This is a genomic window from Pseudomonas sp. NFACC41-3, from assembly GCF_900109505.1.
Lineage (GTDB): Bacteria > Pseudomonadota > Gammaproteobacteria > Pseudomonadales > Pseudomonadaceae > Aquipseudomonas > Aquipseudomonas chlororaphis.
This window is the reverse complement of the sequence record NZ_FOAE01000005.1, coordinates 189,611-211,109: the sequence shown is the minus strand read 5'-3', so window position 1 is coordinate 211,109 and position 21,499 is coordinate 189,611. Positions and strand designations below refer to the sequence as shown.

The following is a 21,499-nucleotide window of genomic DNA, read 5'->3' as shown; positions in this document are numbered from 1 at the left end:
GTCACCCAAGAAATTCTGCGCGCACGGCCGCGCACTCCCAACGGAGCCGGGCGAAGATACCAGTTTGCAGTTATGCGCAAAAGTGATGTTTGAGTATATGCAAAGAACCAAAACGACTAACGGTATCCAACCGGCTCAAACCCACATTTGTGGTGAGGGCAATCCTCGACTTAACTGTGCTCGAGTCTTTGTGCAATCACCGATAAAACCGACAAGAGGCGATGCTATGAGCAATCCAACCAAAGCAAGGAAAAGCGACAGCGCTGTCGATGCTTGGGCCATTCTCTTTCTGATCATTCTGGTCGTGGGAACGGCGGTGTTCTGGGTCAGTCATCAATAGTTGCGGTCAAGCGATGAGCAGAGTCCGAATTGTCTGTGGGAAATGACGATTTGCCGACATTGGCCAGTATTTTGCCAGTTATACTGCGGGGCAATATTCCGGGGCTCTGGTCGCAATGTTCAAGGTGTTTGGTAAGTGTCTGCTGCTGGTGCTGCTTGTACTGAGTCCAGCGTTCTGGGCCATGGCCCATGCCACCTCGGTGGTGTTTTTGAACCCGGGCCACTCCACTGAAACCTTCTGGGTCGGTTATTCACAGTTCATGCAGGCCGCGGCCAACGACCTCGGCCTGGATTTGCGCGTGCGTTATTCGCAGCGCGATTCGCAAACCACCATCCGCCAGGCCCGGGAAGCCCTGCAGGGCCCGGACCGGCCGGATTACCTGGTGGTGGTCAACGAGCAATATGTCGCGCCGGAGATCCTGCGCCTGTCCCAGGGCAGCGGGGTGAAGCTGTTCGTCGTCAACAATGCGCTGACCGCCAATCAGCAACGCTTGCTGGACGAGCGCCAGAGCCGTTATCCCGACTGGATCGGCAGCATGATCGGCAACGACGAAGAAGCCGGCTACCTGATGCTCAAGGAGCTGATTCGCCGTCATGGCCCGCTCGCTCCCGGGAAGTACATCGACCTGCTGGCGTTCTCGGGCGTGAAGAACACCCCGGTGGCGCAATCCCGCGAACAAGGCTTGCAGCGGGCATTGGCGGAGCACCCCGAGGTGCGCTTGCGGCAGATGGTGTATGGCGAGTGGAATCGCCAGCGCGCCTTTGAGCAGGCCCAGCAGTTGCTCAAGCGCTATCCGCAGACGCAGTTGATCTGGTCGGCCAACGACGAGATGGCCCTGGGGGCGATGGAGGCGCTGGAGCAGCAAGGGCGGCGACCGGGCAAGGATGTGCTGTTCAGCGCCCTGAACAGCTCGCCGCAGGCCTTGCAGGCATTGATCGACGGACGCCTGACGGCGCTGATCGCCGGGCACTTCACCCTGGGGGGCTGGGCGATGGTGGTGCTCAACGATGATGCCCGGGGGCTGAACCCTGCGGCCCATGGTGGCCCGAGCTGGCAACTGGGCGTGTTCCGGCTCCTGGACAAGGTCCAGGCGCAGCGTCTGCTGGAGTTGCAGGGGACACAGCAATACGGCGTGGACTTTCGCGGGTTGTCGGCCGAGGGCAAGCCGGCCGGCTACCCTTATCCCTTCTCGCTGAATCTATTACTGCACTGACAGGCGTTCAAAGCCCCGCCAGGTGCACGACCAGCTTGACGATACCGAACAGGGTCAAGGCGAACACCGCCGTGAACAGAATGCCCAGGATCATGAAATGGCTGGGCTTGCCGTGGGTGAAGTCGCGCTTGCGGTTCTTGCCGCTCTGCACGCCAAAGGCCGCAGCGGCGACGCTTTGCAGCATCTGCCAAAGGGTCGGCGGCTTGTCGTTGGTGGGGTCGTCCATAAATCCCTCGACACAAATGGGTGTGGGGAAAGCATAGACAATATTCGCGTAGCTCCCGCCCACACACTCTGTAGGAGCGAGCTTGCTCGCGATCAAAACGTCAAGACAGCGCGATTCTTCAGATTCACCGCGTCATCGTTGACGTCTATCGCGAGCAAGCTCGCTCCTACAATTTAGTTGTCGTAGCCCAGGTTCGGCGCCAGCCAGCGCTCGGTCACGGCCAGGTCCTGGCCTTTGCGCGCGCTGTAGCTGCTGACCTGGTCCTTATCGATCTTGCCCACGGCGAAGTACTGCGCCTGCGGATGGGCGAAGTACCAGCCGCTGACCGCCGCCGCCGGGAACATGGCGAAGTGTTCGGTGAGGAACACGCCGCTGCGCCCGGCCTTGCCTTCGGATGCCTCGGGATCGAGCAGGGCGAACAGGGTGCTCTTCTCGGTGTGGTCCGGGCAAGCCGGATAACCCGGGGCAGGGCGGATACCGCTGTACTGCTCCTTGATCAGCGCCTCGTTATCCAGTTGCTCGTCCTTGGCATAGCCCCAGTAGTTTTTACGCACTTGCTGGTGCAGCCACTCGGCGCAAGCCTCGGCCAGGCGGTCGGCCAAGGCCTTGACCATGATCGAGTTGTAGTCGTCGCCCTTGTCCTGATAGGCCTTGGCCACTTCTTCGGCGCCGATGCCGGCGGTAGTGATGAAACCACCGACGTAGTCGGTCACGCCGCTGTCCTTGGGCGCGACGAAATCGGCCAGGGAGAAGTTCGGCTTACCGTCGGTCTTGATGGTCTGCTGGCGCAGGTGGTGCAGCCTGGCCAAGGGCTGGCCGTCGTCGCCATAGACTTCCAGGTCGTCGTCCTGCACCTGGTTGGCTGGCCAGAAGCCGAACACCGCGCGGGCGCTGATCAGCTTCTCATCGATCAGCTTGTCGAGCATTTCCCGGGCGTCCTTGTACAACGCGGTGGCGGCTTCACCCACCACTTCGTCCTCGAGGATGCGCGGGAACTTGCCGGCCAGGTCCCAGGAGATGAAGAACGGCGTCCAGTCGATGTATTCGGCCAGGACCCGCAGGTCGATATTGTCCAGCACCTTGGCGCCGGTGAAGGTCGGCACGGTCGGCTGGTAGCTGCTCCAGTCGAACTGCGGCTTCTTGGCCACGGCCGCCGGGTAGCTCAGGCGCTCGGTGCGGGCGCTGCGGTTGGCGGTGCGCTCGCGGACTTCCACGTACTCTTCGCGGGTGCGCTGGACGAAACCGGCCTTGAGCTCCTTGGACAGCAGCTGGGTGGCCACGCCCACGGCGCGTGAGGCGTCGGTGACGTAGACCACCGCGTCATTGCTGTACTTGGGCTCGATCTTCACCGCCGTGTGCGCCTTGGAAGTGGTGGCGCCACCGATCATCAGCGGCAGGTGGAAGTCCTGGCGCTGCATTTCCCGGGCGACGTGGACCATCTCGTCGAGCGACGGGGTGATCAGGCCGGACAGGCCGATGATGTCGCACTTCTGTTCCTTGGCCACCTGCAGGATCTTCTCCGCCGGCACCATCACGCCGAGGTCGACGATGTCGTAGCCGTTACAGCCCAGGACCACGCCGACGATGTTCTTGCCGATGTCGTGCACGTCGCCTTTCACCGTGGCCATGAGGATCTTGCCCTTGGCTTGCGGCTTGTCGCCTTTTTCCAGCTCGATAAAGGGAATCAGGTGGGCCACGGCCTGCTTCATCACCCGGGCGGACTTGACCACCTGGGGCAGGAACATTTTGCCGGCACCGAACAGGTCGCCGACGATGTTCATGCCAGCCATCAGCGGGCCTTCGATCACTTCGATCGGGCGGGCGAAGGACAGCCGCGACTCTTCGGTGTCCTCGACAATGTGGGTGGTGATGCCCTTGACCAGGGCGTGCTCCAGGCGCTTGTTGACGTCCCAGTTGCGCCACTCTTCGGTCTCGGCTTCCTTGACGCTGCCGTCGCCCTTGTACTTGTCGGCGATGGCGAGGAGGGCGTCGGTGCCTTCCGGTGTGCGGTTGAGGATCACGTCCTCCACGGCGTCGCGCAGCTCCTGTGGGATCTGGTCGTAGATCTCCAACTGGCCGGCGTTGACGATACCCATGGTCAGGCCGTTGCGGATCGCATACAGCAGGAACACCGAGTGGATCGCCTCGCGCACCGGGTTGTTGCCGCGGAAGGAGAACGACACATTGGACACGCCGCCGGAACTCAGCGCATAGGGCAGCTCGTCGCGGATGTAGGCGCAGGCGTTGATGAAGTCCACCGCGTAGTTGTTGTGTTCCTCGATACCGGTGGCCACGGCGAAGATGTTCGGGTCGAAGATGATGTCTTCCGGCGGGAAGCCGACGTCGTTGACCAGGATGTCGTAGGAGCGCTTGCAGATTTCCTTCTTGCGCGCCTCGGTGTCGGCCTGGCCGGCTTCGTCGAAGGCCATCACCACCACGGCGGCGCCGTAGCGCTTGCACAGCTTGGCGTGATGAATGAACTGCTCGACGCCTTCCTTCATGCTGATGGAGTTGACGATGCCCTTGCCCTGGATGCACTTGAGGCCGGCTTCGATCACTTCCCACTTGGAGGAGTCGATCATGATCGGCACGCGCGAGATATCCGGCTCGCCGGCGATCAGGTTGAGGAAGGTCACCATGGCCTTCTTCGAGTCCAGCATGCCTTCGTCCATGTTGATGTCGATCACCTGGGCGCCTGCTTCGACCTGCTGCAGGGCGACTTCCAGGGCTTCGGTGTAGTTCTCTTCACGGATCAGGCGGGCGAACTTGGCGGAACCGGTGATGTTGGTGCGTTCGCCGACGTTGACGAACAACGACTGGCGATCGATGGTGAACGGCTCCAGGCCCGACAGGCGGCAGGCCTTGGGAATGTCCGGGATCTGCCGCGGGGCATAGCCGGCGACGGCCTTGGCGATGGCCTCGATGTGCCCCGGGGTGGTGCCGCAGCAGCCGCCGACGATGTTCAGGAAACCGCTCTGGGCGAACTCTTCGATGACCTTGGCGGTTTGCGCCGGCAGTTCGTCGTACTCGCCGAATTCGTTGGGCAGGCCGGCGTTGGGGTGCGCGGAGACGTGGGTGCTGGCCTTGTTCGACAGCTCTTCCAGATAAGGGCGCAGTTCGCTGGCGCCGAGGGCGCAGTTGAGGCCGACGGAGATCGGCCTGGCGTGGGCCACCGAGTTCCAGAAGGCTTCGGTGGTCTGCCCGGACAGGGTGCGGCCCGAGGCGTCGGTGATGGTGCCGGAAATCATGATCGGCAGTTCGAGGCCCAGCTCTTCGAACACGCCCTGCACGGCGAAGATCGCCGCCTTGGCGTTGAGGGTGTCGAAGATGGTCTCGATCAGGATCAGGTCGGCGCCGCCCTCGATCAGGCCCTTGGTGGCCTCGGTGTAGTTCTCCACCAGTTCGTCGAAGGTGACGTTGCGATAACCGGGGTTGTTGACGTCCGGCGACAGCGAGCAGGTGCGGCTGGTCGGGCCCAGGACGCCGGCGACGAAGCGCGGCTTGTCCGGGGTCTCCAGGGTCTTGGCGTCGGCCACCTGGCGGGCCAGGCGCGCGCCTTCGACGTTGAGTTCGTAGACCAGCGCTTCCATGCCGTAGTCGGCCATGGAAATCTGCGTGGCGTTGAAGGTGTTGGTCTCGAGGATGTCGGCGCCGGCATCCAGGTAGGCTTTCTCGATGCCGCCGATCACGTCCGGACGGGTCAGCACCAGCAGGTCGTTGTTGCCCTTGACGTCGCTCGGCCAGTCGGCGAAGCGTTTGCCACGGTAGTCCTGCTCCTCGAGCTTGTAGCTCTGGATCATGGTGCCCATGCCGCCGTCGAGAATCAGGATGCGCTCTTTGAGGGCTTGCTGAAGGGCTTGGAGGCGCGTGCTGCGATCGGACATGAAAGACTACCTGGAAGGGCCATTACGAAGGGCGAGGATCATAGCAAACCTGTGCGCTTTTAGAGCATGCGGCGCTTTTGCATGAATATCGCTCATGTTGGTGGCCGTGCTGGCCCGGTAGAATCGCCGGATTTTCTTATGGATTGGACCAGGGATATGTCTTACCGCGTTGTCATCGGCAGTGTGTTGCTGCTTTTAAGTTCGCTCGCCAGTGCCGAGGGTCCCGCGCCAGCGATCTCCTACACCCGCGATATCCAGCCGATCTTCACCGAGAAGTGCGTGGCCTGCCACGCCTGCTACGACTCGGCCTGCCAGCTCAACCTCGGCAGCGGCGAGGGCGCGGCCCGCGGCGCCTCGAAGATCCCGGTGTACGACGGCGAACGCAGCAAGGCGCAGACACCGACCCGCTTGTTCTACGATGCTTCCGGCAAGCACGCCTGGCAGGGCATGGGCTTCTACTCGGTGCTCGACGCCCAGGGCAGCCAGGCGGCGCTGATGGCGCGCATGCTGGAGCTGGGCCACAAGACGCCGTTGCAACCCAACGCCAAGCTGCCGGACAACATCGTCCTGGGCCTGAACCGCGAGAACATGTGCGCGCAACCGGCCGAATTCGACGGTTATGCCAAGGCCCATCCGCGCGAAGGCATGCCGCTGGCGGTGACCGGCCTGACCGATCAGCAATACCAGACCCTGCAACGCTGGCTGGCCTCCGGTGCGCCGATCGACGAGCAGGGCCTGGCGCCGAGCGCCAGGGAAGCGATGCAGGTGCTGCAATGGGAAAACCTGCTCAATGCCCCGGGCGCCCGGGAAAGCCTGGTGGCCCGCTGGCTGTTCGAGCACTGGTTCCTCGCCCATATCTACTTCGAGGGCGGCGAGCCGGGGCATTTCTTCCAGTGGGTGCGTTCGCGCACGCCGAGCGGCCAGCCGATCGACCTGATCAACACCCGCCGGCCCAACGACGACCCGGGCACCCAGGTGTATTACCGCCTGTGGCCGGTGCAGGGGGTGATCGTGCACAAGACCCACATCACCTACCCGCTGAGCGCGGCGAAGATGGCGCGGGTCAAGACCCTGTTCTACAGCGGCGATTACCAGGTCACCGCGCTGCCGGGTTATGGCCCGGGCCGCCGCGCCAACCCGTTCGAGACCTTCGAGGCGATTCCGGCCAAGGCCCGCTACCAGTTCATGCTGGATAACGCCGAGTACTTCGTGCGCACCTTTATCCGCGGTCCGGTGTGTCGCGGGCAGATTGCCACCGACGTGATCCGCGACAACTTCTGGGCGCTGTTCCAGGCCCCGGAACACGACCTCTATATCACCGACCCGGCCTACCGCGGCCAGGCCACGCCGCTGCTGGCCATGCCCGGGCAGAACGACGACGTTGGCAGCGTGCTGAGCCTGTGGCTGGCCTACCGCGACAAGCGCAACGAATACGAGATCCTGCGTCGCGATTCCTACGCCGATGCGCCGCCACCCAGCTGGTCGACCCTGTGGGCGGGCAACGACAATGCGTTGCTGAGCATCTTCCGTCACTTCGACAGCGCCTCGGTGACCAAGGGCCTGATCGGCGAGGTGCCGCAGACGATGTGGCTGTTCGACTACCCGCTGCTGGAGCGCACCTATTACCAGTTGGCGGTCAACTTCGATGTGTTCGGCAACGTCTCGCACCAGGCGCAGACCCGGCTGTACTTCGACCTGATCCGCAACGGCGCCGAGCAGAACTTCCTGCGCCTGATGCCTGCCGGCACCCGCGAGGAGTTTCTCGACGATTGGTACCAGAACAGCGGCAAGTTCAAGATGTGGCTGGACTACGAGTCCATCGACGACGACAAGGCCAGCGCCCTGGTGCTGGACGAAAAGGACCCGAAACGCGACTTCGCCAACCAGTTGCTGAACCGTTACGGCGACCTCAATGCGCGGCCCGATCCGATCAACCGCTGTGATGGCGCCTACTGCTCGCGGCCGAATATCGACCCGGCGCTGCAGAGCGCCGAACAGGCCCTCAGCGGCCTGGTTTCGCGGCCAGCGGCCGGCATGCGGGTCATCGACCTGTTGCCGGAAGCCACCATGCTGCGCATCCAGGCGCCGAGCGGCAAGCGGGTGTTCTACAGCATGCTGCGCAACCGCGCCCACAGTAACGTGGCGTTCCTGCTGGGCGAGTCGCTGCGCTACCAGCCCGGCCTGGACACCCTGACCATCTATCCGGGCGTGCTCAGCAGCTACCCGAACTTCATATTCAACATTCCCGCCGGGCAGGTGCCGGAGTTCGTGGCCGAGATGGAAAACGCCAAGGACGCCCACCGTTTCGAGAAAATCGTCGAGCGCTGGGGGATCCGTCGCAGCCATCCGCAGTTCTGGCAGTACTTCCATGACCAGACCCAGTACATCCTCGAGACCGATCCGAAAGAGGCGGGCGTACTGGACATGAACCGCTACGAGAACCTCTGAAGGCGCCAAGCCCTTGAAATCCCGGGTCGCAGCCCTCAGGTTGCGGCCCGGCCCATTCCGGAAAAGCCTTGTAAAAAATCCCAGGCGTTGCGTTGACCACGCAGCGCGGGCCTATCGACCAAGGTCTATCCCGACAAAAATACTAGGACTTTGTCCGGCACGCCGATTGGCGTAAACTGCGCCCACGCCTGCGAGGAATTTCCATGACCGCTATTACCATTACCGACGCCGCCCACGATTATCTGGCTGATCTGCTCTCCAAGCAGAACACCCCGGGCATTGGCATCCGCATCTTTATCACCCAGCCAGGGACTCAGTACGCCGAGACCTGCATTGCCTATTGCAAGCCGGGTGAAGAGAAACCCGAAGACAAAGCCCTGGGGCTGAAGAGCTTCACCGCCTACATCGACGCCTTCAGCGAAGGTTTCCTCGATGACGCGGTGGTCGACTACGCCACCGACCGCATGGGCGGCCAGCTGACCATCAAGGCACCCAACGCCAAGGTGCCGATGGTCAACGCCGACAGCCCGGTCAACGAGCGCATCAACTACTACCTGCAGACCGAGATCAACCCGGGGCTGGCCAGCCATGGCGGCCAGGTCAGCCTGATCGATGTGGTCGAGGACGGCATCGCCGTGCTGCAGTTCGGTGGTGGTTGCCAAGGCTGCGGCCAGGCCGACGTGACCTTGAAGGAAGGCATCGAGCGCACCCTGCTCGAGCGCATTCCCGAGCTCAAGGGGGTACGTGACGTCACCGACCACACGCAGAAAGAAAACGCCTACTACTAAGGCGTTCGCTGCGAACATGAAAAACGGCGCCCCGTGAGCGCCGTTTTTTTATGCCCATTATTCCAGGTGTCTTGCGGCGCCTGGATCGCGAGCAAGCTCGCTCCCACAGGGGGGCACGATCAACTGTAGGAGCGAGCTTGCTCGCGATACACCCTCAAGGCCGATACAGGTGCGCATGCCCCGCGCGATACAACGACGACTCGCTGAAACTGTCCGTGGCCAGCACCCGGCCCACCAGGATCAGCGCCGTGCGCCGAAAACCCTTGGCCTGGACCTTTTCGGCAATGTCCGCCAGGGTGCCCAGCACCCAGTCCTGGTCCGGCCAGGTCGCCCGGTGCACCACGGCAATCGGGCAGTCGGCGCCGTAGTGGGGCAGCAGCTCGGCGACAATCTTTTCCAGATGGTTGACCCCCAGGTGAATCGCCATGGTGGTGCCGTGGGCGGCCAGGCTGGCGAATGCCTCGCCGGCGGGCATCGAGGTCTTGTCGGCATAACGGGTCAGGATCACGCTCTGGGCGACGTCCGGCAGGGTCAGTTCGGCCCCCAGCAAGGCCGCGCAGGCCGCGGTGGCGGTCACGCCGGGGATGATCTCGAAGGGAATGCCCAGCTCGCGCAGGCAGCGGATCTGCTCGCCGATGGCGCCGTACAGGCTGGGGTCGCCGGAATGTACCCGGGCCACGTCCTGGCCTTTGCCATGGGCGTCCTTGATCAGCTCGATGATCTGTTCCAGGTGCAGCTCGGCGCTGTTGACCAGCTGTTCGGCGCGATGGCCCTGGAGCACGGCTTCGGGCACCAGGGAACCGGCATAGATGATGACCGGGCAGCTGTGGATCAGCCGCTGGCCCTTGACGGTGATCAGTTCCGGGTCGCCGGGACCTGCGCCGATAAAAAAGACGGTCATGGCGTTCTCCTGTGAAAAAAGGGGCGAGGCAACCTCACAGATGAAGATTGCTCATGATCAGCGGCGGGGATTATCGAAGATTTACCCGGAGCAGGCCAAGGCGAGGGTTGCCTGGGCGTATTTCTGCCGAGGGACCAGCAGCTTTGCCGGGCTTCGGGCCAGCTGTTCGGCCAGGGCCAGGGCGGCACTTTCGGCGACCCCGTAGCAGCCGGTGTGCTCGTAGGCGATCTGCGAACGATGGCTGAGTTGCAGCACATAAGGCGTCAGCTGGTTACTGCTGAAACAGGTCAGGGGCAGGTCCAGTTGCGCGGCCAGGGCCAGCAGGCCGGGTTCCTCGCGTTTCAGGTCGATGCTGGCCAGGGCCTTGATCTGCCCGAGGTTGATGCGATGGGCACTCAGGGTCTGGTCGAGCAGGGCGCGCAAGGTCTCCACCGGGCAGCCCCGCTGGCAGCCCAGGCCGACCACCAGGGTCGGCGCTGTGCTGGCGTGCGTCATGCCGAGTATTGATCGTCGCTCTTGCGGCGGAACAGCCAGGCGCTGATCAGGCCCAGGGCCAGCCAGAACGCGGCGTTGGTCAGCTGCGAAGCGATCTTGAACTGCGCCTCCAGCTCCTCCGGGGCGAGCATCGAATGCACTTGCGGCTGTGGCGCGCCGATGAGATGCGGCACGGCGAGGATAGCCACGCCCAGCACTTTCAGCAGCCAGTTCCGGGCGAAGACGATCAGGGCAATGCCGACCGCGGTGGAAGCGGCGGTGCCGACCCACCAGATCTGCCGTTGCGCCAGGTCCGCGGCGGCGGTGCCCGGCAGTTCGGGCGGCAGGCCGAGGGTCGGCGCCAGGCAGAAAGTCGCATAACCGGCCAGGCCCCAGAGCAGGCCCTGGGACGTACGGTTCGGCGCGCGCAGGGTGTAGAGACCGGCGAGCATCAGGGCGAAACCCACGGCGACCACCAGGTTGCCGCCGGTGGTGGACAGCACGCGCTGCCAGCCGTCTTGCGGCTCCCAGGCTTCGGCGTCATGACTATGGGCGGCGCTGCCGGCGGCATGCTCATGCACTGCTTCATGCTGGGCGGCCGGGGCCTTCTCGTAGGTTTCCGCCTCCAGGATCAGCGGCGCGACCCAGAAGCTTTGCAGCAGGGTCAGCAGCAGGGCCGCCAGCAACCCGGTGAAACCCGCGGTTTGCGCGATACGCTTGATCATCTCGGCAGGTCTCAGTGGCAAGGGAAGGCGGCGCTGTGACGGGTATCGTGGGCGGCGTTGTGCACCGCTTCGATATGGGAGAAACCGGCGAAATACACAAGGCACGCGCCGAGGATCGAGGCGCCGATGGCGACGACCAGGCGTTGGCTCAGAGTGGCGGTACTGCTGCTGGAATGGCTGGTGCTGCTGATGATCGACATGGCGCTTCCCTCTGGTGTGTCAGCGGGTGAATCGAGCGCAGCAAAACCCCGCGAGACGGGCCCGCGGGGAATTAACAGCGCCCGCCCACCGCGGGTTTGTTATGACTGTGTAGCGGGCCGGTCTCCGGGCTCGCGAGGGGCGGGGCTTGCGCCACGCCTGCAAGAATCGCCTTCCCATGCCGGACTGCTGGCACAGTGGATCTGATTCTTCGCTCGCTTACCGTTGCGGGGGCAGCACCGGACTGATCAAGGCTTTTGGCCTGTGACGCACCGGTTTCCCGTTTCACCCTGTGAAGGGCACCCGTAACAAGGTGTGTAGGAGAGCATGGGCGAGGGAGGGGCGTCAATTGGCAAGGGTTCTCGTTTTCGATCGCAATTGGCCTGTCCTCGTGCTGCATGAACATTGACCGCCCCCCAAGCTCTGCGTAGCCTTGCGCTCTCGAGGTTCTTCGGCGTCTGCCGAAGCTAAGAAGGGAACGCGGTCCAAGCCGCGGCTGCCCCCGCAACTGTAAACGGTGATGAACGATGCAAGGCCACTGCCAGGCGGCGGGAAGGCGCATCGTTGGCCAGTCGAACGACCGGCACGCCGTCAGCCAGGAGACCTGCCTCGGACCTGATTCTCACTACAACCGGGCGGGGTGATCCGGTGGCGAACCTTTCCGTGCAGCTGCCTGCGCGGTTCTCGTCCCGTATGCCCGCCACCTTGCCAAAGGGCATCCGATGAAAACACTGGCCAAACTTCCCGTCACCATCGTTACCGGCTTCCTCGGCTCGGGCAAAACCACCTTGCTGCGGCACATGCTGGACAACGCCCAGGGCCGACGCATCGCGGTGATCGTCAACGAGTTCGGCGAGCTGGGCATCGACGGCGAGATCCTCAAACAGTGTTCCATCGGTTGCACCGAGGAAGAAGCCAGCGGCCGCGTCTACGAGCTGGCCAACGGCTGCCTGTGCTGCACCGTGCAGGAAGAGTTTTTCCCGGTGATGCGCGAGCTGGTGGCCCGTCGCGGCGACCTCGACCATATCCTGATCGAAACCTCCGGCCTGGCCCTGCCAAAACCTTTGGTCCAGGCGTTCCAGTGGCCGGAAATCCGCAGCGCCTGCACTGTCGACGCGGTGATCACCGTGGTCGACAGCCCGGCCGTGGCCGCCGGCACCTTCGCCGCCTTCCCGGACCAGGTCGACGCCCAACGCAAGCTCGACCCGAACCTGGACCACGAGTCGCCGCTGCATGAGCTGTTCGCCGACCAGTTGTCCAGCGCCGACCTGGTGATCCTCAACAAGGCCGACCTGATCAGCCCGGCAGACCTGGCCAAGGTGCGCCTGGAAGTGGCCGAGGAGCTGCCGCCGGCGGTGAAAGTCATCGAAGCCAGCAGCGGTCGCCTGCCGCTGGACGTGCTGCTGGGCCTGGGCAACGGCTCGGAAGAACACATCGACGGCCGCCACAGCCATCACGATCATCACCACGATGGCGACGATCATAATGATCATGACCACGACGCCTTCGATTCCATCTCCATCGAGCTGCCCCAGGCCGACGAAAGCCTGCTGCTGGACGCCCTGACCCAACTGGTGGTGCAGCACGGCATCCTGCGGGTCAAGGGTTTCGCGGCGATCCCCAACAAGCCGATGCGCCTGTTGATCCAGGGCGTGGGCACGCGTTTCGACAAGCACTTCGACCGCCAGTGGGGTGCCGACGAAGCCCGTACCACGCGCCTGGTGCTGATCGGCCAGGCGCTGGACGCTGTGCTGCTCGAAGCGCAATTGCGCGCCGCGCTCAGCGTGTAAGCCATGCACCTGCTCAGGACCCAGCCCGGCGGTTTCGTGTCGGATGACAACATTGCCGACCTTGGACAGACCCCCGCCGAGCTGGTGATCCTGTGCAGCGGCGACTCCAGCCTGGCGCTGCTGGCCGAAGCGGCGCAGCAACTGCCAGAGGACTACCCGAGCTTTCGCCTGGCCAACCCGATGCAGGTGCAGAACCATGCCTCGGTCGACCTGTATGTCGACCAGGTGCTGCGCCACGCCAAGGTGATCCTGCTTTCCCTGCACGGTGGCATCGCCTATTGGCGTTATGGCATCGAGCAACTGGTGCAGCTGGCGCAACGCGGCGTGCAGCTGATCCTGGTGCCGGGCGACGATCGTCCGGACCCGGAACTGAGCGACCTGAGCACGGTGCCTGCCGGCGACCGCGAGCGCCTCTGGCACTTTCTGCGCCAGGGCGGCATGGGCAATGCGCTGAACCTGTACCGCTGCCTGGCCAGCGGCTGGCTGGGGCGCGATTACCCTTGGTCCGAGCCGCAGACCCTGCCGCGCACGGCGATCTACCACCCGCACAAAAGCAGCGCCGCCCTCAGCGATTGGCAAGCCGACTGGCGGGCCGGCCAACCGGTGGCGGCGCTGCTGTTCTACCGCTCGCATTTGCAGGCGGCCAACACTGCCTTTATCGATGAGTTCTGCCGGCGCTTGTTAGCGGCGGGCCTGAACCCGCTGCCGATTGCCCTGGCCAGCCTGAAAGAGCCCGGTTGCCTGGCGGTGGTCGAGGACCTGCTGGATGAAGTGCAGGCAGGGGTGATTCTCAACACCACCGGTTTTGCCCAATCCAGCCCGGAGGCGCCGCACCTGCGACCGTTCCGCCGCGATATCCCGGTGATCCAGGCCATCTGCGCCCAGGACAACGAACCCGGCTGGCGCGCCAGCGAGCAGGGCCTGGGGCCGCGGGACCTGGCGATGCACATCGCCTTGCCGGAACTGGACGGGCGCATCATCAGCCGGCCCATCAGCTTCAAGGACCTGGCCTGGCGCAGCGAGCGCAGCCAGTCGGACGTGGTCTGCTACCGCCCGGCCCCCGAGCGCATGGATTTTGTCGCCGAACTGGCACGGCGCTGGGTCGATCTGGCCCGGCTGCCGAATGCTGAAAAACGCATCGCCCTGATCCTCGCCAACTACCCGACCCGCGACGGTCGTATCGGTAATGGCGTGGGCCTGGATACGCCGGCGGCGGCGTTGAATATCCTGCGCGCCCTGCACGCCGAGGGTTATCCGTTGCCGGCCGAGTTGCCGGACAGCGGGACGGCGCTGATCCAGCAACTGCTCGGCGGGGTCAGCAACGACCTGGACAGCCTCGACCTGCGCCCGTGCCAGCAAAGCCTGGCGCTGGAGGAGTACCAGGCCATGTTCGACGCGCTGCCTGAAGCCAATCGCCTGGCGGTGACGGAACGTTGGGGCGGGCCGGAAAACGACCCGATGTTCCGCGGCGGGCGGCTGATGATCGCCGGCCTGCGTTTTGGCCTGACCTTTGTCGGCATCCAGCCGGCACGCGGTTATCAGGTCGATCCGAGCGCGGTCTATCACGACCCGGACCTGGTGCCGCCCCACGGGTACCTGGCGTTCTACTTCTGGCTGCGCCAGACCTACGGCGCCCACGGGCTGATCCACGTCGGCAAGCACGGCAACCTGGAGTGGCTGCCGGGCAAGGGCGTCGGCCTGTCCGAAAGCTGCTGGCCGGACGTGCTGCTGGGGCCGCTGCCGAATATCTATCCATTCATCGTCAATGACCCGGGCGAGGGCGCCCAGGCCAAGCGCCGGACCCAGGCGGTGATCATCGACCACCTGATGCCGCCGCTGACCCGCGCCGAAACCTACGGCCCGCTGCGCGACCTGGAACTGCTGGCCGACGAGTACTACGAAGCCCAGTTGCTCGATCCGCGCCGCGCCCGCGAGTTGCAGAAAGACATTCTCAAGCTGGTGCGGGTGACCCGGATCGACCGTGAACTGCAACTGGACGGGCAGCTCGACGGCGAGGCCGACGCGGCGCTCTGGCTGCCGCGCCTGGACACCTACCTGTGCGACCTGAAGGAGTCGCAGATCCGCGATGGCCTGCATGTGTTCGGCGAATCGCCCGTGGGCCGTCTGCGTATCGACACCTTGCTGGCCTTGCTGCGCATTCCCCGTGGCGATGGCCGGGGCGGGCAGTCGAGCCTGTTGCGGGCTCTTGCCAAGGCTTTCGAGCTGGGTTTCGATCCGCTGGATTGCGCCCTGGCCGAGCCCTGGAGCGGGCGCCGGCCACAGGCCTTGCAGGATCTCAGTGAGCAACTGTGGCGCACCGCCGGCGATGCCCGCGAACGCCTGGAGCTGTTTGCCGGGCGCTTGATAGAAGCGGCCTTGGCCGGTGAGGTCGAGCAACTGAGCGAGTCCGGCTGGAGCGAGGTCAAGGCGATCATCGACAGCCTGCGCGAAGTAGTGGCGCCGCGCCTGGATGCCTGCGGTCCGGCGGAGATGGGCGGCTTGCTGGCTGCCCTGGACGGGCGTTTCGTGCCGGCCGGGCCCAGCGGCGCACCGAGTCGCGGGCGCCTGGACGTGCTGCCCACCGGGCGCAATTTCTACTCGGTGGATGTGCGCAACCTGCCGACCACCACCGCCTGGCGCATCGGTTTCCAGTCGGCCAACCTGATCCTCGAACGGCACCTGCAGGACCATGGCGACCACCTGCGTCAGCTCGGCCTGTCGGTGTGGGGCACCGCGACCATGCGCACCGGCGGCGACGATATCGCCCAGGCCATGGCGTTGATGGGCGTGCGCCCGGTGTGGGCCACCGGTAGCCAGCGGGTCGACGACTTCGAGATCCTGCCGCTGAGCCTGCTGGACCGCCCACGGGTAGACGTGACTTTGCGGGTGTCCGGGTTCTTCCGCGATGCCTTCGCCAACCTGATCCGCCTGTTCGACGCCGCGGTGCAGGCGGTGGCCGCGCTGGACGAGCCGGACGACCTCAACCCGCTGGCGGCCAAGGTCCGCGCCGAGCGCCAAGCGCTGGAGCAGTCCGGCCTGGATGCCGAGGCCGCGCGGCGCCAGGCCGGCTGGCGGATCTTCGGCGCCAAGCCCGGGGCCTATGGCGCGGGCGTGCAGGGCGCTATCGACGCTCGCCTGTGGCAGAGCCGCGAGGACCTGGCCGAGGTCTATCTGAACTGGGGCGGCTACGCCTATGGCGGCGCCGACGAAGGCACCGCGGCCCGTGGCCAGTTCGCCCAGCGCCTGAGCCAGGTGCAGGCGGTGCTGCAGAACCAGGACAACCGCGAGCACGACCTGCTGGATTCCAACGACTACTACCAGTTCCAGGGCGGCATGCTCGCGGCGGTGGAAAGCCTCAGCGGCAACACGGCCGCCAGCTACCATGGCGACCATAGCCAGCCGGAGCTGCCGAAAATCCGCAGCCTCAAGGAGGAGCTGAACCGGGTGATCCGCTCCCGCGCGGCCAACCCGAAGTGGATCGCAGGGGTGAAACGCCACGGCTACAAGGGCGCCTTTGAAATGGCCGCCACCGTGGATAATCTGTTCGCCTTCGACGCCACCACCGAACTGATCGACGATCACCAGTACGCCCTGCTGGCCGATGCCTATCTGCTGGACCCGGCGACCCGCGAATTCATCCGCCAGCACAACCCCCATGCGTTGCGCGACATGACCGAGCGCCTGCTCGAGGCCCAGCAGCGCGGGATGTGGCAGGCGCCCGGCGAGTACCGCGAGGCCCTGGAAAACCTGCTGCTGGATATTGAAGAAGATGGCTGATGCTCCTGTAGCCGCTGCCGCGGGCTGCGATCGGGCCCGCAGGGCCCGCTGGGGCAGGCGACGCGGCCGGTCAGATGCCAAAGCGTCGTCTGTTTTATGCCGACTGCGTCGTCAATTGCAGCCTGCGGCAGCGGCTACATCGATTGATGTTCGTGCACCCCTTTACCGAGAACCGACATGAGCGATACCCCACATTTCCCGCTGTCCGCCGTGGTCGGCGCCGATGACCTGAAACTGGCGCTGTGCCTGACGGCCATCGACCCGAAAATCGGCGGGGTGTTGATCGAAGGCCCGCGGGGCATGGCCAAGTCGACCCTGGCCCGCGGCCTGGCGGACCTGCTGGCCAGCGGGCAGTTCGTCACCTTGCCCCTGGGCGCGACCGAAGAGCGCCTGGTCGGCACCCTGGACCTGGACGCGGCGCTGGGCGAAGGCCGGGCGCAGTTTTCCCCGGGGGTGTTGGCCAAGGCCGATGGCGGGGTGCTCTACGTCGACGAGGTGAACCTGCTGCCGGACCATCTGGTGGACCTGCTGCTGGACGTGGCCGCCAGCGGCACCAACCTGATCGAGCGCGACGGTATTTCCCACCGGCACTCGGCCAGGTTCGTGCTGATCGGCACCATGAACCCGGAGGAGGGCGAGCTGCGTCCGCAACTGCTGGACCGCTTTGGCCTCAACGTCGCCCTGAGCGGGCAGACGCCGCCCACTGAGCGGGGACAGATCATTCGTCGGCGGCTGGATTTCGACAGCGATCCCCAGGGTTTCTGCCAGCAGTGGGCCGCCGAGCAGGCGGCGCTGCGCCAGCGCTGCCAGCAGGCGCGGCTGTTGCTGGCGGAGATCGCCCTGGACGATCGAGCGCTGGAGCGGATCACCGAACGCTGTTTCGCCGCCGGCGTCGATGGCCTGCGCGCGGACCTGGTCTGGCTGCGTGCCGCCCGCGCTCATGCGGCCTGGCGTGGTGCCCGGGCTATCGAGGAGCAGGACATAGACGCCGTGGCCGAATTCGCTCTGCGCCATCGCCGTCGCGACCACCCGCCGAGCGCGGCGCATCAGCCGCAGCCGTCTTCCGCGCCATCCCCGGCCCAATCCAGCCCCGCCGAAGGCCAGGGCCAATGGGGTGAATTGCCGGCCCAGGCGCTGGCCACCGGCGCCCGGCGTGAAGTGCCGAGCTGGCCAAAAAAGCCCTAGGCATTCGCCCCCGGTCCGACGCGGGGGCGAATGCCAAGTCCCGCGCCGGGCGGTTGGACAAGGGCAGGCAAGGCCGCGCGCGCGCGGCCGTCCATGGTTCGATCAACTGGCCGGGCACCTTGCTCAACGGTCGACCCCGCCAGTGTGACGATCTGCTGTGGCACCTGCGCAGCCGTTCGCCCCATGAGCTGTGGCTGGTGATCGTCGATGCGTCGGCCTCGACCCGCCGCCATCAGGCACTGAGCGATGCCAAGGGCCTGCTGGCCCAGCTGTTCGACGATGCTTACCGGCAGCGCGCACGCCTGGCCTTGCTGACCGCCAGCGGCCGCGCGCCGAACTGGCAGGTGCAGGGACTGAAGGCCTCGAAGGATTTGCGCGACTGGCTCGACGGGCTGGGCGCGGGCGGTGGCACGCCGTTGCTGGCGGCCTTGGCCGAGGCAGGGCGGTGGCTGGTTTCGCGGCAGAAGCGTTACCCGGCCGAGCAGCAGCGGGTACTGCTGCTCACCGATGGCCGGCTCAAGACCTTGCCGCCCTTGGAGCACCTGGGTTGCCCGACCCTGTTGATCGATATCGAACGCGGGCCGATCCGCCTCGGCCGCGCTCGCGAGCTGGCGCAGCAGCTGGATGCGCAGTACCGGCATATCGATGGGGTGTGATGGGGTGAGGGCAGTCCGGCCGTGAGCCGGCCGACGACTGCCCCCGGATCAGCGTTTTAGCCGCCGAAAGGAGCGGAACGGATGGCTTCGCCTTTCCTGGCGCAGGAAGGCGGGTTGGTCATGCCCAGGGTGAGCAGGTTGCCGCCGTTGATGATGCAGTTGAACTCCTTGTTGTCGTTGGTTTTCAAGGCCACATAGGTGTTGGTGCCTTCGGTGCGACGGCTGATGATGCTGACGTCCGAGGGGGCATAACCCAGGGCGCCGCTGGTCTGGGATTTGATCTGTTCATCGCTCAGGGTATTGGTCTTGCCGGCGATCGAATTGCAACCGGCGAGTCCGAGGGTGAGGGCGCAAGCCAAGGCAAGGGGGACGACTCTCATGTGTTGCTCCTTTATTAGGGTGAGGTCCGCCGGAAATCCTAGCAGCGGCGTATTTTTTTGCTGGGTGCCCTGGATGTTTTTTGCGATCCGCTGCGCGAATTGAGCATTACCAGCCGACGGACGGATGCGTTTGCTCGGGCGCCCCGTCCTTTCCCTTGAGTGCGGGCAAGAGGATCCCCTTGCTTGCGCTCTTGCATCGGCTATTACCTGGCCATTTCCTGTCGGTACTGGCGCTGTTCAACTGGTCGAGCAGCAGCGCCAGCCAGGGGCGTACTTGAGGTTTGGGCGCCCGCCCGCGACTCAGGCGATGCATCTGCAGGCGGACGATGGTTATGGGCCTTGGTCATGGCCACCGAACGATTTCAATGGCCGTAGGGCGGACCCTCGCCTGATTTCACTCCACGCTCAGCGTCAAAGGCCGTGGCTGCGGGATGGGATTGCGCATCAGCGTGCCTACCGTCACTGCCGCCAGCAGCGCCAGCAGGCCGGCCACCCAGAGCACCATGCCGAAACCGTCGATAAAGGCCTGGCGGGCCAGTGGTTCGACCAGTTCTTTCGCGGAGTCGGGCAGCAATGCCAGGGCTGCGGGCATGTCGCCGGCCACCACCCGGGAGGCGATGGCCTGGTCCTGGTCGAGCCATTGCGCGGCGTTTGCGCCCAGGCTGGCGTGCAGGCGTTGCTGGGTATGGCTGCCGAGCAGGGCGCCGAACACGCCAATGGCCAGCATGATGGCGCTGAAGCGCATGGTGGTGCTCAGGCCCGAGGCCATGCCGGCGCGGTCGCGGGGTACGCAGGCCATGATGTTTTTCTGCGTGTCGCCGTTGAGCAGGCCGGCGCCAGCACCCGTCACCGCGATGGCCAGGGCAAAGCTCAGGTAGCCGCCAGCCTGCACGGCCCAGGCGGCGAGCAGGTTGCCGCAACCGACCAGGGTCAGGCCGGCGGCCATCAAGGTCGCCGGGGCATAATGCGTCGCCAGGCGCACGCCGATGCGCGGGCAGATCAGCATGGTCAGGGCAAATGGCAGCATGCCCAGCCCCGAGGCGATCGCCGAGAAGCCCAGACCGTTCTGCAGGTAGAAGGGCAGCAGGGTCATCATCACCTGGGCGCAGCCGGCGTAGGCGAACATCCCCAGCAGGGCACCGATGAAGCGCGGATGGCGGAACAGCTGCAGGTCGACCATGGGCCGGCGCTGCACCCGCTCGATCAGCACGAACAGCCCGAGCAACGCCACGCCGCCCAATAGTCGGGCGTAGGTCAGCGGGTGGCTCCAGCCGATGCGATTGGCTTCGATCAGGCCCCAGATCAGGCACAGCAGGCTGGCGCTGAAGGCCAGGCTGCCCCAGGGATCGAGGCGGGCGGCCTGGGTGTCGCGGGACTCGGGTATCGCACGCAACACCATCAGCACCAGCAGCCCGCCCACCGGCAGGTTGAGGTAGAAGATCCAGCGCCAGCCAATGAACTCGGTGATCAGTCCGCCGACGGTGGGCGCGGCGGTCATCGCCACGCCCATGCAAGCCCCCCAGAACGCCCAGGCCTTGGCCCGTTCGACCTCGTCATGGAAGGTGTGGCCGATGGTGGCCAGGGCCGAGGTCAGCAGCAACGCCGCGCCGACCCCCTTGATCGCCCGGGCGATGTCGAGCAACAGCACGTTGGGCGCGGCGCCACAGCCGAGGGAGGCGAGGATGAACAGCCCGAGGCCGCAGAGCAGGGTGCGCTTGCGCCCGAAGCGGTCGGCCAGGCTGCCGGCCGGCAGTAGCAGCGCGGCGAAGGCCAGCATGTAGGCGCTGACCACCCATTCGATATCGGCGAAGTTGGCCCCCAGGTCGCGGGCGATGCTCGGCAGGGTCACCGCGACAATGTTGGTGTCGAGCACGATCAGCGAGCACACCCCGGAAGCGGTGAGCAGGGTCAGGCGCGGGCTGGCCGGCCTCATGGCTGCACCCGTTGACCCAGCGCGGCGAGGGCGGCCTGGGCGATTTCATCGTCATGGGCCGGGGTGTCGGCGCTGATGCCGATGGCGCCGATCACCTGGCCGTCGACGCGGATCGGCTGCGCGCCTTTCATCATCAGCAGGCCCGAGGTGATGGCCGCCTGGCGCCCGCCGTTGATGGCGTTTTCCAGGTCGCCGGAAGGGCGCTTGAACAATGCCGAGGTCCGCGCCTTGCCCTGGGCCAGTTCGATACCGGCCACCACCGGCGCGCCGTCCATGCGCGCGCTGAGGATCGGCCAGCCGCCGTCGTCGACGATCGCCACGGCGCAGGGCCAGCCCTTGGCCGAGGCGGTGTCCTGGGCGGCCTTGAGCAGTTGTTGGGCGGTGGCGAAATTGAGGATTGCCTTCTGGGCAACGTCGGCGTCTTTCTCGGCGGCGAAAGTCGTGGGCACGCTGCAGCAAGTGATCATGGCCAGAAACAGTGGTTTGACGTGCATGGCGTGGGCTCTCTACTGTGAAGGTCTGGCCAGCTTATCCCGGGCTTTCGCCCGTTCTGTTAGGCGAGCTGGAGCACTTCATTACCT

At 65.3% G+C, this 21,499-nt stretch carries 16 protein-coding genes and 2 riboswitches; of the genes, 7 read left to right on the top strand and 9 right to left on the bottom strand.

Annotated elements, in window-relative coordinates:
- Positions 1-455 precede the first annotated feature (455 nt).
- Positions 456-1,553, top strand: coding sequence for an ABC transporter substrate-binding protein (locus BMY68_RS22530; protein WP_085534270.1), 1,098 nt, complete (start codon positions 456-458; stop codon positions 1,551-1,553).
- 7 nt (positions 1,554-1,560) lie between these two features.
- Here the strand turns inward: BMY68_RS22530 and BMY68_RS22525 are convergent, their stop codons facing one another.
- Positions 1,561-1,779 carry a DUF2970 domain-containing protein gene (locus BMY68_RS22525; RefSeq protein WP_009044467.1) on the bottom strand — a complete coding sequence of 73 codons (219 nt, stop codon included), beginning with the start codon at positions 1,777-1,779 and terminating at the stop codon, positions 1,561-1,563.
- 173 nt (positions 1,780-1,952) lie between these two features.
- Complete coding sequence (metH, locus tag BMY68_RS22520; protein WP_085534272.1) at positions 1,953-5,663, bottom strand: methionine synthase; 3,711 nt, start codon at positions 5,661-5,663, stop codon at positions 1,953-1,955.
- Between the two features lie 156 nt (positions 5,664-5,819).
- Here metH and BMY68_RS22515 point away from each other — a divergent pair, with 156 nt between their 5' ends.
- Both BMY68_RS22515 and nfuA read left to right on the top strand, forming a co-directional pair.
- Positions 5,820-8,111 carry a fatty acid cis/trans isomerase gene (locus BMY68_RS22515; protein WP_085534274.1) on the top strand — a complete coding sequence of 764 codons (2,292 nt, stop codon included), beginning with the start codon at positions 5,820-5,822 and terminating at the stop codon, positions 8,109-8,111.
- A gap of 203 nt (positions 8,112-8,314) precedes the next feature.
- Positions 8,315-8,899, top strand: coding sequence for a Fe-S biogenesis protein NfuA (gene nfuA / locus BMY68_RS22510; protein ID WP_007921862.1), 585 nt, complete (start codon positions 8,315-8,317; stop codon positions 8,897-8,899).
- 154 nt (positions 8,900-9,053) lie between these two features.
- Here the strand turns inward: nfuA and cobM are convergent, their stop codons facing one another.
- From cobM to BMY68_RS22490, 4 genes are all read right to left on the bottom strand, one after another.
- A complete protein-coding gene (gene cobM / locus BMY68_RS22505; RefSeq protein ID WP_085534276.1) occupies positions 9,054-9,800 on the bottom strand; it encodes a precorrin-4 C(11)-methyltransferase in 747 nt (248 codons plus the stop codon).
- Between the two features lie 81 nt (positions 9,801-9,881).
- Entirely contained in the window at positions 9,882-10,295 is a 414-nt protein-coding gene (locus BMY68_RS22500; RefSeq protein WP_085534278.1) for a cobalamin biosynthesis protein, read from the bottom strand.
- A complete protein-coding gene (locus tag BMY68_RS22495; protein WP_085534280.1) occupies positions 10,292-10,999 on the bottom strand; it encodes a CbtA family protein in 708 nt (235 codons plus the stop codon). Before BMY68_RS22495 ends, BMY68_RS22500 begins: the two co-directional genes overlap by 4 nt.
- Before the next feature lie 11 nt (positions 11,000-11,010).
- Positions 11,011-11,199 carry a CbtB domain-containing protein gene (locus BMY68_RS22490; protein ID WP_085534282.1) on the bottom strand — a complete coding sequence of 63 codons (189 nt, stop codon included), beginning with the start codon at positions 11,197-11,199 and terminating at the stop codon, positions 11,011-11,013.
- 97 nt (positions 11,200-11,296) lie between these two features.
- Positions 11,297-11,519: riboswitch (cobalamin riboswitch) on the bottom strand.
- Positions 11,520-11,624: 105 nt separating this feature from the next.
- A riboswitch (cobalamin riboswitch) is annotated at positions 11,625-11,824 on the top strand.
- Between the two features lie 95 nt (positions 11,825-11,919).
- Here BMY68_RS22490 and cobW point away from each other — a divergent pair.
- The 4 genes from cobW to BMY68_RS22470 all read left to right on the top strand — a co-directional run bounded on the left by cobW (position 11,920) and on the right by BMY68_RS22470 (position 18,605).
- Positions 11,920-12,987, top strand: a complete 1,068-nt coding sequence (gene cobW, locus BMY68_RS22485) for a cobalamin biosynthesis protein CobW (RefSeq protein ID WP_085534284.1) — start codon at positions 11,920-11,922, stop codon at positions 12,985-12,987.
- Between the two features lie 3 nt (positions 12,988-12,990).
- Positions 12,991-16,764, top strand: coding sequence for a cobaltochelatase subunit CobN (gene cobN / locus BMY68_RS22480; RefSeq protein ID WP_085534286.1), 3,774 nt, complete (start codon positions 12,991-12,993; stop codon positions 16,762-16,764).
- A 177-nt stretch (positions 16,765-16,941) separates the two neighbouring features.
- Positions 16,942-17,949 (top strand): magnesium chelatase ATPase subunit I, encoded by a 1,008-nt coding sequence (locus tag BMY68_RS22475; RefSeq protein WP_085534288.1) that lies wholly within the window; start codon positions 16,942-16,944, stop codon positions 17,947-17,949.
- A 53-nt stretch (positions 17,950-18,002) separates the two neighbouring features.
- Positions 18,003-18,605 carry a vWA domain-containing protein gene (locus BMY68_RS22470; protein WP_175534864.1) on the top strand — a complete coding sequence of 201 codons (603 nt, stop codon included), beginning with the start codon at positions 18,003-18,005 and terminating at the stop codon, positions 18,603-18,605.
- A 56-nt stretch (positions 18,606-18,661) separates the two neighbouring features.
- On the opposite strand, the gene BMY68_RS22465 is transcribed toward BMY68_RS22470, so the two are convergent.
- From BMY68_RS22465 to BMY68_RS22455, 3 genes are all read right to left on the bottom strand, one after another.
- Positions 18,662-18,985 carry a hypothetical protein gene (locus tag BMY68_RS22465; RefSeq protein ID WP_085534289.1) on the bottom strand — a complete coding sequence of 108 codons (324 nt, stop codon included), beginning with the start codon at positions 18,983-18,985 and terminating at the stop codon, positions 18,662-18,664.
- Between the two features lie 394 nt (positions 18,986-19,379).
- Positions 19,380-20,918: an MFS transporter gene (locus BMY68_RS22460; protein WP_085534291.1), complete on the bottom strand. Its 1,539-nt coding sequence runs from the start codon at positions 20,916-20,918 to the stop codon at positions 19,380-19,382.
- On the bottom strand, positions 20,915-21,412 hold the full coding sequence (locus tag BMY68_RS22455) for a GlcG/HbpS family heme-binding protein (protein ID WP_085534293.1): 498 nt from the start codon (positions 21,410-21,412) through the stop codon (positions 20,915-20,917). The genes BMY68_RS22460 and BMY68_RS22455 overlap by 4 nt, the downstream gene beginning before the upstream one ends.
- Between the last annotated feature and the right edge of the window lie 87 nt (positions 21,413-21,499).

Excerpts from the sequence above, each read along its gene's own strand:
- BMY68_RS22455 (WP_085534293.1), bottom strand. The coding sequence starts at position 21,412 with ATGCACGTCAAACCACTGTTTCTGGCCATGATCACTTGCTGCAGCGTG.
- BMY68_RS22515 (WP_085534274.1), top strand. The coding sequence starts at position 5,820 with ATGTCTTACCGCGTTGTCATCGGCAGTGTGTTGCTGCTTTTAAGTTCG.
- BMY68_RS22460 (WP_085534291.1), bottom strand. The coding sequence starts at position 20,918 with ATGAGGCCGGCCAGCCCGCGCCTGACCCTGCTCACCGCTTCCGGGGTG.
- BMY68_RS22475 (WP_085534288.1), top strand. The coding sequence starts at position 16,942 with ATGAGCGATACCCCACATTTCCCGCTGTCCGCCGTGGTCGGCGCCGAT.
- BMY68_RS22465 (WP_085534289.1), bottom strand. The coding sequence starts at position 18,985 with ATGAGAGTCGTCCCCCTTGCCTTGGCTTGCGCCCTCACCCTCGGACTC.
- metH (WP_085534272.1), bottom strand. The coding sequence starts at position 5,663 with ATGTCCGATCGCAGCACGCGCCTCCAAGCCCTTCAGCAAGCCCTCAAA.
- cobW (WP_085534284.1), top strand. The coding sequence starts at position 11,920 with ATGAAAACACTGGCCAAACTTCCCGTCACCATCGTTACCGGCTTCCTC.
- BMY68_RS22490 (WP_085534282.1), bottom strand. The coding sequence starts at position 11,199 with ATGTCGATCATCAGCAGCACCAGCCATTCCAGCAGCAGTACCGCCACT.
- BMY68_RS22525 (WP_009044467.1), bottom strand. The coding sequence starts at position 1,779 with ATGGACGACCCCACCAACGACAAGCCGCCGACCCTTTGGCAGATGCTG.
- BMY68_RS22500 (WP_085534278.1), bottom strand. The coding sequence starts at position 10,295 with ATGACGCACGCCAGCACAGCGCCGACCCTGGTGGTCGGCCTGGGCTGC.
- cobM (WP_085534276.1), bottom strand. The coding sequence starts at position 9,800 with ATGACCGTCTTTTTTATCGGCGCAGGTCCCGGCGACCCGGAACTGATC.
- cobN (WP_085534286.1), top strand. The coding sequence starts at position 12,991 with ATGCACCTGCTCAGGACCCAGCCCGGCGGTTTCGTGTCGGATGACAAC.
- BMY68_RS22495 (WP_085534280.1), bottom strand. The coding sequence starts at position 10,999 with ATGATCAAGCGTATCGCGCAAACCGCGGGTTTCACCGGGTTGCTGGCG.
- BMY68_RS22530 (WP_085534270.1), top strand. The coding sequence starts at position 456 with ATGTTCAAGGTGTTTGGTAAGTGTCTGCTGCTGGTGCTGCTTGTACTG.
- nfuA (WP_007921862.1), top strand. The coding sequence starts at position 8,315 with ATGACCGCTATTACCATTACCGACGCCGCCCACGATTATCTGGCTGAT.